This is a genomic window from Stenotrophomonas sp. Ps181, assembly GCF_025697425.1.
In the GTDB taxonomy this organism is placed as follows: Bacteria; Pseudomonadota; Gammaproteobacteria; order Xanthomonadales; family Xanthomonadaceae; genus Stenotrophomonas; species Stenotrophomonas sepilia.
Map to the genome: position 1 here is coordinate 256,424 of NZ_JAHWBI010000006.1, position 12,842 is coordinate 269,265.

Annotated in this window: 12 protein-coding genes; 6 read left to right on the forward strand and 6 right to left on the reverse strand. The window is 66.4% G+C overall.

Translation table 11 applies throughout. The annotated features are described in order from the left end of the window. Nucleotides 1-49: 49 nt before the first annotated feature. Together gcvT and gcvH are read left to right on the forward strand one after the other, a co-directional pair. A complete protein-coding gene (gcvT, locus tag KXV01_RS15545; RefSeq protein ID WP_049438098.1) occupies nucleotides 50-1,162 on the forward strand; it encodes a glycine cleavage system aminomethyltransferase GcvT in 1,113 nt (370 codons plus the stop codon). Nucleotides 1,163-1,256: 94 nt separating this feature from the next. Next, nucleotides 1,257-1,652: a glycine cleavage system protein GcvH gene (gcvH, locus tag KXV01_RS15550; RefSeq protein ID WP_005418426.1), complete on the forward strand. Its 396-nt coding sequence runs from the start codon at nucleotides 1,257-1,259 to the stop codon at nucleotides 1,650-1,652. Nucleotides 1,653-1,944: 292 nt separating this feature from the next. Here gcvH and KXV01_RS15555 read toward each other — a convergent pair whose 3' ends face one another. Beyond that, complete coding sequence (locus tag KXV01_RS15555) at nucleotides 1,945-2,316, reverse strand: hypothetical protein (protein WP_134709580.1); 372 nt, start codon at nucleotides 2,314-2,316, stop codon at nucleotides 1,945-1,947. Between the two features lie 111 nt (nucleotides 2,317-2,427). On the opposite strand from KXV01_RS15555, the gene KXV01_RS15560 reads away from it, so the two are divergent. Continuing rightward, nucleotides 2,428-2,934 (forward strand): hypothetical protein, encoded by a 507-nt coding sequence (locus KXV01_RS15560; RefSeq protein WP_049415591.1) that lies wholly within the window; start codon nucleotides 2,428-2,430, stop codon nucleotides 2,932-2,934. A 64-nt stretch (nucleotides 2,935-2,998) separates the two neighbouring features. Here KXV01_RS15560 and KXV01_RS15565 read toward each other — a convergent pair whose 3' ends face one another. After that, nucleotides 2,999-3,913 carry a LysR family transcriptional regulator gene (locus KXV01_RS15565; protein ID WP_099495365.1) on the reverse strand — a complete coding sequence of 305 codons (915 nt, stop codon included), beginning with the start codon at nucleotides 3,911-3,913 and terminating at the stop codon, nucleotides 2,999-3,001. A 114-nt stretch (nucleotides 3,914-4,027) separates the two neighbouring features. Here KXV01_RS15565 and KXV01_RS15570 point away from each other — a divergent pair, with 114 nt between their 5' ends. Then, a complete protein-coding gene (locus tag KXV01_RS15570; RefSeq protein ID WP_049415599.1) occupies nucleotides 4,028-4,786 on the forward strand; it encodes an SDR family oxidoreductase in 759 nt (252 codons plus the stop codon). Between the two features lie 93 nt (nucleotides 4,787-4,879). On the opposite strand, the gene KXV01_RS15575 is transcribed toward KXV01_RS15570, so the two are convergent. Beyond that, nucleotides 4,880-6,280 (reverse strand): serine hydrolase domain-containing protein, encoded by a 1,401-nt coding sequence (locus KXV01_RS15575; RefSeq protein WP_099495366.1) that lies wholly within the window; start codon nucleotides 6,278-6,280, stop codon nucleotides 4,880-4,882. A 284-nt stretch (nucleotides 6,281-6,564) separates the two neighbouring features. On the opposite strand from KXV01_RS15575, the gene KXV01_RS15580 reads away from it, so the two are divergent. Both KXV01_RS15580 and KXV01_RS15585 read left to right on the forward strand, forming a co-directional pair. Continuing rightward, a complete protein-coding gene (locus KXV01_RS15580; RefSeq protein ID WP_099495367.1) occupies nucleotides 6,565-7,893 on the forward strand; it encodes an MFS transporter in 1,329 nt (442 codons plus the stop codon). 42 nt (nucleotides 7,894-7,935) lie between these two features. After that, nucleotides 7,936-8,286: a DUF1304 domain-containing protein gene (locus tag KXV01_RS15585; RefSeq protein WP_049415604.1), complete on the forward strand. Its 351-nt coding sequence runs from the start codon at nucleotides 7,936-7,938 to the stop codon at nucleotides 8,284-8,286. Between the two features lie 500 nt (nucleotides 8,287-8,786). Here the strand turns inward: KXV01_RS15585 and KXV01_RS15590 are convergent, their stop codons facing one another. From KXV01_RS15590 to KXV01_RS15600, 3 genes are all read right to left on the reverse strand, one after another. Next, nucleotides 8,787-9,254, reverse strand: coding sequence for a hotdog fold domain-containing protein (locus KXV01_RS15590; protein ID WP_049412216.1), 468 nt, complete (start codon nucleotides 9,252-9,254; stop codon nucleotides 8,787-8,789). 76 nt (nucleotides 9,255-9,330) lie between these two features. Then, nucleotides 9,331-11,808 carry an acyl-CoA dehydrogenase gene (locus KXV01_RS15595; RefSeq protein ID WP_049439014.1) on the reverse strand — a complete coding sequence of 826 codons (2,478 nt, stop codon included), beginning with the start codon at nucleotides 11,806-11,808 and terminating at the stop codon, nucleotides 9,331-9,333. Beyond that, nucleotides 11,805-12,722, reverse strand: coding sequence for an alpha/beta hydrolase (locus KXV01_RS15600; protein ID WP_049412221.1), 918 nt, complete (start codon nucleotides 12,720-12,722; stop codon nucleotides 11,805-11,807). Before KXV01_RS15600 ends, KXV01_RS15595 begins: the two co-directional genes overlap by 4 nt. Between the last annotated feature and the right edge of the window lie 120 nt (nucleotides 12,723-12,842).

A 12,842-nucleotide genomic window follows, 5' to 3' on the forward strand; every position in this document is an offset into this window, starting at 1 on the left:
CGATCTGGGATAATGGGGTTTCTTGTTTCCTCTGCTGCCGGACCCGGTCATGACCCAGAAGACGCTGCTCAACGATACCCACCGCGCCCTTGGCGCCAAGATGGTCGATTTCGGGGGTTGGGACATGCCCATCCACTACGGCTCGCAGCTGGACGAGCACCATCTGGTGCGCCGTGAGTCCGGCGTGTTCGACGTCAGCCACATGACGGTGGTCGACCTGCGTGGTGACCAGGTCAAGCCGTTCCTGCGCCGCCTGCTGGCCAACTCGGTCGACAAGCTGAAGGTGACCGGCAAGGCACTGTACTCGTGCATGCTGAATCCGCGCGGCGGCGTCATCGACGACCTGATCGTCTACTACCTGGGCGACGACTTCTTCCGCATGGTGGTCAACGCCTCTACCCGCGAGAAGGACCTGGCCTGGCTGCGCGAGCAGGCTGCGCCGTTCGGCGTCGCCGTCGAGCAGCGCCCGGACCTGGCCATCCTCGCCGTGCAGGGCCCGCAGGCGCGCGACATCGTGATCGGCCTGGCCCGCGAAGCCGACCGCGCAGCGTTGACCAAGCTGGGCCGCTTCGCCGCCCTGCAGGTGCAGTCCGATGACGGCGTCGAGCTGTTCGTCGCGCGCACCGGCTACACCGGTGAAGATGGTTTCGAGATCCTGCTTCCGCAGGACGCCGTGGTCGCCTTCTGGAACCGCCTGCTGGCGGCGGGCGTGAAGCCGGCCGGCCTTGGCGCGCGCGACACCCTGCGCCTGGAAGCGGGCATGAACCTGTACGGCCAGGACATGGACGAAGAGATCAGCCCGTACGAAGCGGCGCTGGCCTGGACCGTGTCGCTGGACGAAGGCCGCGACTTCATCGGCCGCGACGTGCTGGAGGCGCAGAAGAGCGCCGGCACCGCGCGCCAGATGATCGGCCTGGTGATGGACGAGAAGGGCGTGCTGCGCCACGGCCAGACGGTCACCACGGCCAGCGGCCAGGGCGAGATCCTGTCCGGCACCTTCTCGCCGACGCTGGCCAAGGGCATCGCCTTCGCCCGCGTGCCGGCCGGTGAACTCGGCGAGGTCACCGTCGACATCCGCGGCCGTCAGGTGCCGGTGCGGGTGGTCAAGTTCCCGTTCGTTCGGGAAGGCCAGGCGCAGCCCGGCGTGCTGGCCGACGCCTGATCCTTACGTGCCGGTCGTCACTGACAGCAGTGGCGGCCGGTTGGTTACACTAGCCCCGTTTTTTCCACCCCCTGCATATCTCTGGAGCAGTCCCATGAGCGAGATCCCCGGCGACCTCAAGTTCCTCAAGTCCCATGAGTGGGCCCGTGTCGAAGGCAATGGCCGCGTCACCGTCGGTATTTCCGACCACGCCCAGGGCCTGCTGGGTGACCTGGTCTACGTCGAACTGCCGGAAGTCGGCGCCGACGCCAAGGCCGGCGAGCAGATCGCCGTCGTCGAGTCGGTGAAGGCCGCCTCGGACGTCTACAGCCCGATCAGCGGCAAGGTCGTCGAGGTCAACTCGGCCCTGTCCGACAAGCCGGAAACCATCAACGAAGATGCCTACGGCGAAGGCTGGATGTTCGTGGTCGAACTGACCAACGCCGATGAGGTCAACGAGCTGCTGGACCCGGACGCGTACGCCGAAGCCCTGGAGAACGAAGACCACTGAGTCGTCGTTTCCGGATTCTGGAACGGCCACCTTCGGGTGGCCGTTCTTGTTTTGGCGACTGCACCGGACTCATGACGCGGGGTTCGCTGCGCACCCTCGGCGTGGCATCAGCCGACAGGCGAACGGTGCCGATGGGCGTGCGCAGTTTTGCGCAAATCCGCGTTTCAGCCCCGCGCCGACGCACTCGGATGTGAAAAGTTTTCGCCCCCTGTTGCGGCGCCGTTGTGCTGGCGTTGGTGGCGTTGCCGGTGACCATCGACGTCGCACGCGCGATGCCGTTGCGAGTCTGCGTCTATATGCGCGGAGTGCTTATTTCAAGTGTTTTTTGTTCAACGTATGCATCGATGCCGGTGCATGCAGCGCGCTTGCGCGACGTTTCAACCGCCATGGCGGGCCGCGTAGAGCAGTGGCGCCGACGGCGCTCGGAAAGGCGCGGATGTGAAAATTTTTCGCGGGGGTTGTTGACAGTAAAAAAAACCGTGATTAGGTTTCGCCTCAGCAGACCTTGCCTGCCCAACCGAGTGCGCAGAATCAATCGTCCGATGCGAAGCAGCCCCTTCAAGACCACCGCGACCCTGATGACGGTGGACACGGCCCCGCTTCCCCCGGAGAAATGCAAGGCACCTCCCGTTCCGATGTCCGCTCCGCCGATCGAGGCGGGCATCGCCGCATCCGTAACGGCGCGCCTGACGCGCCGGCGGTCCCCGCACGCAGCATCCGCGGGTTTGATCCAACTGGGCGTTTCAACTCCCTATCACTGACGAGGAGCCATCCCATGGCAACCAAGAAAGCTGCGAAGAAGAAGCCCGCCGCCAAGAAAGCGGTGAAGAAGGTCGCGAAGAAGGCCGCTGCCAAGAAGGCAGTGAAGAAGGTCGCGAAGAAGGCGACTGCCAAGAAGGCAGTGAAGAAGGCTGCGAAGAAGGTCGCCAAGAAGACCACTGCGAAGAAGGCAGTGAAGAAGGCGGCGAAGAAGGTCGCCAAGAAGTCCACTGCCAAGAAGGCCGTCAAGAAGACCGCGAAGAAGGCGGCCAAGAAGGCCACCAAGAAGACTGCCAAGAAGGCTGCGGCCCGCAAGCCGGCCAAGAAGGTCGCAAAGAAGGCGACTGCCAAGAAGGCCGTCAAGAAGACCGCCAAGAAGGCAGTAAAGAAGACCGCGAAGAAGGCCACCAAGAAGGCTGCCCCGAAGAAGGCAGCGAAGAAGGTTGCCAAGCGCAAGCCGGCCGCCCGCAAGAAGAAGGCCGCTCCGGTCGCTCTGCCGGCAACCCCGGCGCCGCTGATCTAAGTACTTCCCGATAGCCGCATCCTGAAACCCCCTTCCCTGGCTGCCCAGCGGGGAGGGGGTTTTTTTATGGGCCGCTTCGATCGCCTGGTGGGGTGACTACCGGCGGGAATCGTTCCACCAGGAAGTCGAGGAAGCTGCGCAGGCGGGTGGAGTGGTAACGGTCGTGCGCATAGACCACGTGCATCGGCCGACCGGCCTGGCCGTGCCCTGGGAGCAGCTGCACCAGACGCCCCGCCTCGACATCGGCGGCCAGCAGCAGCGTCGACTGCAGGACGATGCCCAGGCCATGCAGCGCCGCCGAACGCAGCGCTTCGCCATTGTTGATCTGCAGTCGGCCGTCGGGCACGTGGTCGAGCTCGCCAGCGTCGTCCTGCAGCCACTGTGCAAGCGCACTCGGTTCGAACGACAGGCATTGATGGCCGGCAAGTGCATGCACGCTGCGTGGCGTGCCATGCCTGGCCAGATACGCCGGCGAGGCGCACATCATCAGGCGATAAGGGGCCAGGGCTCGCGCCACCAGCACGCTGCTGTCGGCCAGCGTGCCGATCCGCAGTGCCGCCTCGAAGCCCTCTTCGGCAAGGTCGACCACGCGATCAGTCAGCGTCGCTTCGACCCGGACATCCGGATGGCGCGCCATGTACTCGGCCAGTGCCGGTACCAGTGCATGCGTACCAAAGATCACGGGTGCACTGATTCGCAGCGTGCCCGCCGGTGCCAGGTGCTGGTGCTGCGCCTGCGCATCGGTTTCGTCCACCAGGCGCAGGATCTCCCGGCAGCGCGTGTAGTAGTCCTGGCCGAACGGCGTCGTGTGCTGGCGCCGGGTGGTTCGGCTCAACAGCTGCATGCCCAGCCGTGCTTCCAATGCACGCAGATGCTTGCCGGCCATCGTCGCGGAGATGTCCATCGCCGCAGCTGCCGCACTGAGGCTGCCCTTGTCCACGATCAGCACGTAGACCTGCATGCTCTCCAGCAGGTTCATCTGACACCCCGGGTGTTGAATGCTGAAACCTGCGTGGAGTTTATCAATCAGGGGTGATCAAACAGCATGTCGTGCACGGACCGGATTCGCCGGCCACGCTGACAGGAGAACACCATGGACTTGAATCTTGCTGGCCGTACCGCGTTGGTGACGGGCGCGGCCAGTGGCATCGGTGCCGCCGTCGCCAGGCAGCTGGCGGCCCAGGGCGTGCGCGTTGCCATCACGTCACGGCAGCGGGCACCCCTGCAGGCGCTGGCGGCGCGGATCGAAGCCGAAGGCGGCGCGGCACCGGTCGTCGTGGCCGGCGATGTCACCGTGGCCGGTGACGTCCGGTACATCGCGCAGGCATCCCGGGAGGCATTGCAGCGCGTCGACATCCTGGTCAACGCCGCCGGGGGCTCCCGGCCGACCAGCGTCGACGCCGATGATGATGTCTGGGAGGAAGCGATCGCCCTGAACTTTTCCGCCGCGCGGCGGATGACCCAGGCGCTGTTGCCTGGCATGCAGGCGCAGGCATGGGGGCGGGTGATCAATTTCAGCGGCTCGATGGAACCGCGTGCGGTGAACGCGGCCACTGCGGCGAAGGCGGCGCTGCATCTGTGGAGCAAGGGGCTGTCGTCGGAGGTGGCCGGGCAGGGCATTACGGTGAATGCGATTGCACCGGGGCGCATCAACAGCGCGCAGATCCTGGAACGCCTGCATCCCACCGAGGAAAGCCGGCGTGCGTTCATCGCCGGCAACATCCCGATCGGACGCTTCGGTGAACCCGAGGAAGTGGCGCCACTGGTGGCGTTCCTGTCCTCGCCGCTGGCCGGCTACATCACAGGCGCGGTGATTCCGGTGGATGGCGGCATGCACTACTTCGCGCACTAGCGCCGCGGAACTGCTCTTTGCATCTGTAGAGTCGAGCCAACAAAAAGGGCGACCCGCAGGCCGCCCTTCGCACACACGATCGAGCCCGCCTGATCAGCGCGGCGACGCCACCGCACGATTGGCCGAGGCGCCCTTGCCCTTGCGCTTGTCCTGCTGCGCCGGGCTGGCCCCCTCGGCCATCAGGTTGTCGCTGCCGAAGTCGGTGTCCACGTCCAGCCAGCGCTGCGCCGGCAGGCCGAGCGCGGAGTCGAGCACGGTCGGCAGCAGGCCGCTGGGCAGGCCGCTTTCGCCATTCCAGAGGATGGCGATGCCGAGGTCGCGTTCCGGCACCAGCGCGACCAGGCCGCGATAGCCCTGCACGGCACCTGCATGGAACACCACGTCGTGGCCGGCGTAGTCGAAGGTACGCCAACCCAATGCGTAGCCCGCCGAGTGCAGGCGCTCACGGCGCCAGCCTGAACGCATCTCGCCCGGCGTGTTGATCAGGCTCGAATGCAGGGTGGCCAGCAGCGGTGCCGGCAGCACGTCGGGGCGATGGCCGGTGTGGGCCAGCAGCCACTGCGCCATGTCGCTGGCGCTGGCGTTGACGCCAGCCGCCGGAGCGACGCGGTAATAGGTGGGCTTGGGCGTCAGCGAGACCCAGCCGTTGCGGCTGCGCACGTGCGGACGCGCCCAGCGCGAGCTGGCCTGGATGCCGGCCAGGCCGAGACTGGCATCATTCATGCCCAGCGGCTTGAAGATGCGGCGCTCGACCGACTGCTCGTAGAAGCTGCCCGAGGCCGCATAGACCACGTCGCCGATCAGGCTGAAGGCCACGTTCTGGTAGGCGTAGCAGTCGCCCGGCAGGCATTTCAGGCTGGTGTTGGCCAGCTTCTGGGTCAGCGCGTAGTACTCGGCGTTGCCTTCGATGTCGCGGTCGTAGGCGTTGTACGGCAGGCCGACGCGATGGCTGAGCACGTCGGCCACGGTCAGGCGGTCGGTGGCTTCGGGCGAATTGAGGCGGAAGCCCGGCACGTAGTCGGTGACCTTGCTGTCCCAGCGCAGCGTGCCGTCGTTGACCAGCAGGCCGGCCATGGTGCCGGCGAAGGCCTTGGACAGCGAGGCCAGGCGGAACACGGTGTGCGCATCGACCGGCAGCGGGTTGTTGACGTCGGTGACGCCATAGCCACGCGCGCTGAGAATGCGGCCGCCCTGCACGATCGCCACCGCCATGCCTGGCACGCGCTCGCCATAGGTCAGCTGCTGCGCCATCGATTCGATGTTGGCGACGTTGAAGCCAGCCGCCGGCGCCTGGACGCGCGGCACCAGACCGGTGCGGTAGGCCGCAGGCTGGGTATGGGCGACGGTGGCAGCCGTCGCGGATTCGATGTTGGTCGGCATCGGCGGCAACGCCGGCGGTGTCTGCGCGGTGGTGGACAAGGCAACGGGCATCAACATGCCCAGCAAACCGGTGGCCGCCGAACGGATCGGACGACGCAGGCTGTTCTTTTTCATCGGTTGGACCCGTGCGCGACTGCTGATGGCGATTCTAGCGCCGCTTTTCCCCTGTGCACAAACAGAGCGAAGATGAATGCGCATCTTGTTGAAAAAGTTGGAATTTTGACGCCCCGAAAGTGTGTATCGGAACGTGTCGTCCAGGCCGGTCGTCGCGTCCGTCCGCAGGCGCGAGGGCGCGTCACGCTGGCGATGTTGCAGTGCATTGGCTAACGTACGCGCTTCACCGCCCCGGAGCCTGCCATGCTGCTGTCCAACCGCCGTCTGTGGGCGAGGGGCGCTGCATGAGCGCTGCATCGGGCAAGGGGCCGCTGCAGGGCCTGGCGGCGGCGCTGCGCGAGTCGCCGGCGCTGTGGTGGTCGTTCCTGTACTTCTTCTGCCTGCTCAGCGGCTACTACGTGCTGCGCCCGGTGCGTGAGGCCATGGCCGCCTCGGCGGACCTGGAAACGGTGTTCCCGCCCGTGCTGATCACCTGGTTCGCCAGCCATGGCATCGCGTTGAAGGACTTCGTCCTGCAGTTCCTGTTCTCCTGCGTGTTCGTGATCATGCTGGTGCTGCAGCCGGTGTACGGCTGGCTGGTCAGCCGCTTCCCGCGACGGGTGTTCCTGCCGGCGGTGTATGGGTTCTTCATCGTGACCCTGCTTGGCTTCTACATGATGTTCGACAGCGGCGTGCCTGGCCGCGGCATGGCCTTCTTCTTCTGGATCACCGTCTTCAACCTGTTCGCGGTGGCGGTGTTCTGGAGCTTCATGGCCGATGTGTTCTCCAATGTGCAGGCACGGGCCTTCTATGGATACCTTGGCGCGGCGGGCACCGTCGGTGCCTTCCTTGGTCCGATCATCACCAGTGCGCTGGTGCAGCGCGTGGGCATCGCCAACCTGATGCTGGTGTCGGCCGGTTTCCTGGCGATCTGCTTGTTCTGCATCTGGCGCTTGCGGCACTGGGCGGTGCTCCGCGAGCAGGAGCAGCAGTTGATATCGGGCGAAAAGCCGATGGGCGGTCGTGTGCTGGATGGCCTGAAACTGATCGTGCGCGAGCCGCTGCTGCGCTGGCTGGCGATCATGGTGGTGTTCGGCGTGGGCGTGGGGACGCTGCTCTACAACCAGCAGGCTGCGATCGTGCGTGCGGCGTTCACCGACCCCGCAGCCAGCACCGCGTTCTTCTCGCGCATCGACCTGGCAGTGAATGCGCTGGCGCTGTTGATGCAGCTGGGCCTGACCCGCTGGCTGCTTTCGCGCCACGGCATCGCGCCGGCGCTGCTGATTCCCGGTTTCGCGATCCTGATCGGCTTCTCGGTGCTGGCGGCCTCGCCGATGCCCTTGCTGGTGGCGATGGTGCAGGTGATGACCCGCGCCAGCGAATTCGCACTGGCCAAGCCGGCGCGCGAGACCATCTACACGCGCGTGGACCGGCAGTGGCGCTACAAGGCCGGCGCAGCGATCGACACCGTGGTCTACCGCGGTGCGGACCTGAGCTTTGCCTGGGTGCACAAGGGCCTGTCATTGTTCGGCTCGCACGTGGTGTTCATCGGCGGCATGCTGGTGGCCGCGTGCATGACCGCAGCCGCGTTCGGTGTACTGCGCGAAGAAAAGAAACTACCGCGCGACCGCTGATTTCCCGGGGCCCGACCCCCATCCCTGTCCAAGGAACTGCCCATGTACTGGATCGCGCTCATCCTGACGTTGCTCGTCGCCCTGCTGCACGTCTATTTCCTGGTGTTGGAGATGTTCCTGTGGACCCGCCCGCTGGGCCTGAAGACCTTCCGCAACACGCCGGAGAAGGCGGAGACCACGCGCGTGCTGGCGGCCAACCAGGGCTTGTACAACGGCTTCCTGGCAGCAGGCATCGTGGTGGGGCTGGTGATCGGGCAGCCGGTGCTGGTGACGTTCTCGCTGGCCTGCGTGGTGGTGGCGGGGTGCTATGGGGCGTACAGCGTGAGCCGCCGCATCTTCATGATCCAGGCGGTGCCGGCGATCTTGGCGTTGGTGTTTCGCGCGCTGGTGTAGTTTCCAGCCAACGGCGCAGCCCCTCGTGGGTTGGCCGTTTAGAGCAGGTCATGTGTTGGGTGGGGCGGGTGGGCCGTACAGGGGACGCTGCAAGTACGTCCCTGTAAGCTCGATGGCGCCATCCATGGCGCCAACGCCCCTGCACGGCCCACCCGCCCCACCCCTGACAGGTTCCGTGTGCGGCCAGCCCACGGAGAAGAAAAAGAAGATCAAGGGCAACAGCGGGTTGCTGCGCTCGTGGGTTCTGCGCGCATGAAAACAGCGGCCATCGGGCCGCTTTTGCTTCTGCTTCTGCTCTTCTTTTTATCTTGCGTGGGTGGACGCCGCAGAGATCCGTCCGAGGCCGGAGGGGGGGGCGGGCGGGGTATCCGTGCCATGGATGGCGCGGCTAAGGCTACACGGACGTACTTGCGGCGTCCCCGCCTGGCCCCACCCCTCCGGCCCAACCGATAAACCGCATCCCGCGTCCACCCACGAGGGGCTGCGCCGTTCGCGGGAACTTACTTCGCCGGCGACAACCACATGTCGATCACCGCGCTGAACACCTCCGTGCCGGCACGGTCGCGCACGCTGACCGTCACCGGCAGCGCATAGCCCTCGGCCGCGACGACAATCGGCTGTGCCGGCAACGCCACCGCCTGCAGCGTGCCACGCGCCTTGGCCAGGTACCGCACCTGCATCCCCTTCGGGATCCAGCGCATGCCCTTCGGCAGCGAGGCGTCGACCATCAACCCGGCGGTCAGTTCGGCCAGGTTGCACATCGCGATCGCGTGCACCGTGCCGATGTGGTTGCGCACCCTGCGGCGGTCGGCCAGCGTGCCTTCGCAGCGGCCGTGTTCCAGGCGGGTGATGCGTGGCGCAATGCTGGCGAAGTAGGGGGCCTTGAAGCACACCGCGCGCGAGAACAGCCAGGTGCCGGCGGGCCAGCGCTGCAGGCGTTGGTAAAGCGAGAGCAGGGGCGTGGACATGAGGGGTATTCCGGTCGGCGGATAAAGCGACGGCGGGCCGAGGCCCGCCGTCGAAGGCAACGCGTGTCGCGGGCGATCAGGCCGCCTGCGAATGCGGGTCCTTGTGCTGGCGGTCGTAGTAGCTGGCCGCGCGCAGTTCGTGGGTGTCGAAGTCGTCCACGGTGATCGTGTCCAGGGTCAGCGTACGCAGCTCTTCCAGCAGGCTGCGCTCGTCCTGGGTGATCACGCCCTCGGCCACGGCCTCGTCCAGCTGGCTCTTGAAGTCCAGCGCTTCGATGCCCTTGCTCTTCAGCGCCTTCAGGAACTTGCGCTCCACCGGCTCGGCCATGATCGCCTTGCTCAGGTAGCTGTTGATGCGGCCGCCCGGGTTGTTCTCGCACGGGGTCAGGAACACGCCATTGGCCAGGCGGTCGCGGGCCTCGTTCGGCGCCATCAGCAGGGCGGCGACGCGGCGGCTCAGGCGATCACCCGGAGCCTCGGCACGACGGCCCAGCGGGAAGATCAGCGCCCACATCAGCCAGCCGATCGGACGGATCGGGAAGTTGCGCAGCGCGGCCGACAGCGACTCTTCGATCTTGTGCACGCTGTCATGGAAGGCCCAGGCCAGCAGCGGCTGGTCGGCCTGCGGTGCACCTTCGTCGTGGTAGCGCTTGAGCATGGCGCTGGTCATGTAGACATGGCTCAGCACGTCGCCCAGGCGACCGGACAGCGATTCCTTGAACTTCAGCTTGCCGCCCAGGGTCATCATCGAGATGTCGGCCATCAGCGCCAGGTTGGCCGAGTAACGGTCCAGCTTGCGGAAGTAGCGGCGGGTGTAGGCGTCGCCCGGGGCGGCGCCGAAGCGCGCGCCGGTCAGGCCGAACCAGAACGAACGCACGGCATTGGAGATGCCGAAGCGGATGTGGCCGAACAGGCTGCGGTCGAACTCCTGCAGGCCGGCACGGGTATCCGGATCCTGCGCGGCCTTCATTTCCTTCAGCACCCACGGGTGGCAGAGGATCGCACCCTGGCCGAAGATCAGCAGGCTGCGGGTCATGATGTTGGCGCCTTCCACGGTGATCGCGATCGGCGCGGCCTGCCAGCTGCGGCCGGCGAAGTTGCGCGGCCCCAGGATGATGCCCTTGCCGCCGATCACGTCCATCATGTCCGAGATCACTTCACGGCTCATGGTGGTGCAGTGGTACTTGGCGATCGCCGACGGCACCGACGGCACGTCACCACGATCGACCGCCGCGGCGGTAGCCTGCGACAGCGCGCTGATCTTGTAGGCCTTGCCGCCGATGCGGGCCAGCGCTTCTTCCACGCCTTCGAAGCGGCCGACCGACAGGCCGAACTGCTTGCGGATGCGCGCATAGGCGCCGGTCACGGCGGCACCAGCCTTGGCACCGCCGCTGGCGGTGGACGGCAGGGTGATCGAGCGGCCCACGGCCAGGCACTCGTTGAGCATGTTCCAGCCCTTGCCGGCCATGGCTGCGCCACCGATCAGCTGGGTCAGCGGAATGAACACGTCCTTGCCGCGGATCGGACCGTTCTGGAACGTCGAGTTCAGCGGGAAGTGGCGACGGCCGATTTCGACGCCGGCGGTATCACGCGGCAGCAGGCCCAGGGTGATGCCGATGTCGCGGGTATCGCCGATCAGGCCATCCGGGTCGTACATGCGGAAGGCCAGGCCGATCAGCGAAGCGACCGGGGCCAGGGTGATGTAGCGCTTGTCGAAGGTCAGCTTGACGCCGAGCACCTGCTCACCGTTCCACTCGCCCCTGCAGACGATGCCGTAGTCCGGAATCGAGGTGGCGTCGGAGCCGGCGAACGGACCGGTCAGGCCGAAGCAGGGCACTTCGCGGCCATCGGCCAGGCGCGGCAGGTACTGGTCCTTCTGTTCCTGGGTGCCGTAGTGCACCAGCAGCTCACCCGGGCCCAGCGAGTTGGGCACGCCGACGGTGGAGCTGACCACCGAAGACACCGACGCCAGCTTCTGGATCACCTTGTGGTGGGCCAGCGCGGAGAAGCCCAGGCCGCCATATTCCTTCGGGATGATCATGCCGAAGAACTTGTTCTTCTTGATGAAGGCCCACAGCTCCGGCGGCAGGTCGGCGTGGACGTGGGTGATTTCCCAGTCGTTGACCATCGTGCACAGCTCTTCCACCGGGCCATCGAGGAAGGCCTGTTCTTCAGCGGTCAGCTGCGGCTTGGGATAGTTGAGCAGGATGTTCCAGTCCGGATCACCGGTGAACAGCTCGCCCTCGAAACCGACCGAGCCGGTTTCCAGCGCGATGCGCTCGGTCTGCGACAGCGGCGGCAGCACCTTGCGGAACACCTTCATCATCGGGCCGGTGAGCAGCGGCTTGCGGATGAACGGCAGCAGCAGCGGCACGGCGATGACGGCCAACACGGCGGCCGCGACGATCGTGGCGGTCTGGTTGATGTAGGGAATGAACCAGCAGGCGGCCAGCAGGGCCACGCTGATCAGCGTCCAGGTAACCAGCCGCATGCGGTGGTAGGCGACGAAGGCGCCTGCCAGCAGCAAGGCGAGGAAGGGAAGAACGATGCTCATGAGCGTGCTCCGGTGACGTGCTCGTTTGTGGCGGACGAAGCCGCAGCGTCCGCTGCAGGCAACACGTCCAGATAGTCCAACACAGTAGCGGTAAAGGCGTCGTTGTCATCGCCGGCGACCATGTGGGTCGCTTGCGGCAGCTGTACATGGCGCGCATGCGGCGCCAGCGCCAGGAATTCGGCCACGGTCTGCGGCGTGACCAGGTCGCTGCGGCCGCCGCTGACCAGCAGCAGCGGGCACTTCACCTGGCGAGCGGCTTCGGCCAGTGCGTCCTGGTGCTGCTCGCTGTCGCGGGCCAGCTCGGCCACCAGGCGTGGGTCCCAATGCCAGCGCCAGCGCCCGTGGCCGTCCTCGCGAAGCAGCGCACGCAGCGACTGCTCGGATTTGCGCGGACGGTGCGGCATGTACGCCGAGATCACGTCGGCGGCCTGGGGCAGCGAGGCGAAGCCGTCGGGATGGGCGGTCATGAAGGCGAGGATGCGCTCGACACCGGCGGTATCCCAGCGCGGGGTGATGTCGACCAGTACCATCGCCGAAAACAGGCCCGGCCAGCGCGACTCGGCCAGCAGGCCGAACAGGCCACCCATCGAAGCGGCAACCAGTACCGGCGGGCGCGGCTGTTCGCCGGCCAGCACGATCAGGTCGTCGGCGAACTGTTCGCCGTGATAGGGCAGGTCGGCGCCATTCCAGTCCGAATCGCCATGGCCGCGGGCGTCGTAGGCCAGCGTCTGCAGGCCGGCCGCGTTCAGTGCGCGGGCAGTGGCATTCCAGGCGTGGCGGGTCTGGCCGAAGCCATGGGCAAACAGGACCCGGCCGCGCCGGCCATGGTCGCTGACGGTCGCCGCCAGGCGGGCGCCATGGGCGGCGTCCAGGCGCAGGTCATGGAACGCAGCGGGAGTTGGGGACATAACCATACTTGCTAGTATGGAGGGCTTCGAGGGGAAGTCAATACTGCACGGTATGGTGCGTTGCAGAATGCGTGTGGAGGGACCCTTCCGAGGGGCCTGCGACGGTTTCGACCGCAACCGCGTACT

Excerpts from the sequence above, each read along its gene's own strand:
- gcvT (WP_049438098.1), top strand. The coding sequence starts at position 50 with ATGACCCAGAAGACGCTGCTCAACGATACCCACCGCGCCCTTGGCGCC.
- gcvH (WP_005418426.1), top strand. The coding sequence starts at position 1,257 with ATGAGCGAGATCCCCGGCGACCTCAAGTTCCTCAAGTCCCATGAGTGG.
- KXV01_RS15555 (WP_134709580.1), bottom strand. The coding sequence starts at position 2,316 with ATGCCCGCCTCGATCGGCGGAGCGGACATCGGAACGGGAGGTGCCTTG.
- KXV01_RS15560 (WP_049415591.1), top strand. The coding sequence starts at position 2,428 with ATGGCAACCAAGAAAGCTGCGAAGAAGAAGCCCGCCGCCAAGAAAGCG.
- KXV01_RS15565 (WP_099495365.1), bottom strand. The coding sequence starts at position 3,913 with ATGAACCTGCTGGAGAGCATGCAGGTCTACGTGCTGATCGTGGACAAG.
- KXV01_RS15570 (WP_049415599.1), top strand. The coding sequence starts at position 4,028 with ATGGACTTGAATCTTGCTGGCCGTACCGCGTTGGTGACGGGCGCGGCC.
- KXV01_RS15575 (WP_099495366.1), bottom strand. The coding sequence starts at position 6,280 with ATGAAAAAGAACAGCCTGCGTCGTCCGATCCGTTCGGCGGCCACCGGT.
- KXV01_RS15580 (WP_099495367.1), top strand. The coding sequence starts at position 6,565 with ATGAGCGCTGCATCGGGCAAGGGGCCGCTGCAGGGCCTGGCGGCGGCG.
- KXV01_RS15585 (WP_049415604.1), top strand. The coding sequence starts at position 7,936 with ATGTACTGGATCGCGCTCATCCTGACGTTGCTCGTCGCCCTGCTGCAC.
- KXV01_RS15590 (WP_049412216.1), bottom strand. The coding sequence starts at position 9,254 with ATGTCCACGCCCCTGCTCTCGCTTTACCAACGCCTGCAGCGCTGGCCC.
- KXV01_RS15595 (WP_049439014.1), bottom strand. The coding sequence starts at position 11,808 with ATGAGCATCGTTCTTCCCTTCCTCGCCTTGCTGCTGGCAGGCGCCTTC.
- KXV01_RS15600 (WP_049412221.1), bottom strand. The coding sequence starts at position 12,722 with ATGGTTATGTCCCCAACTCCCGCTGCGTTCCATGACCTGCGCCTGGAC.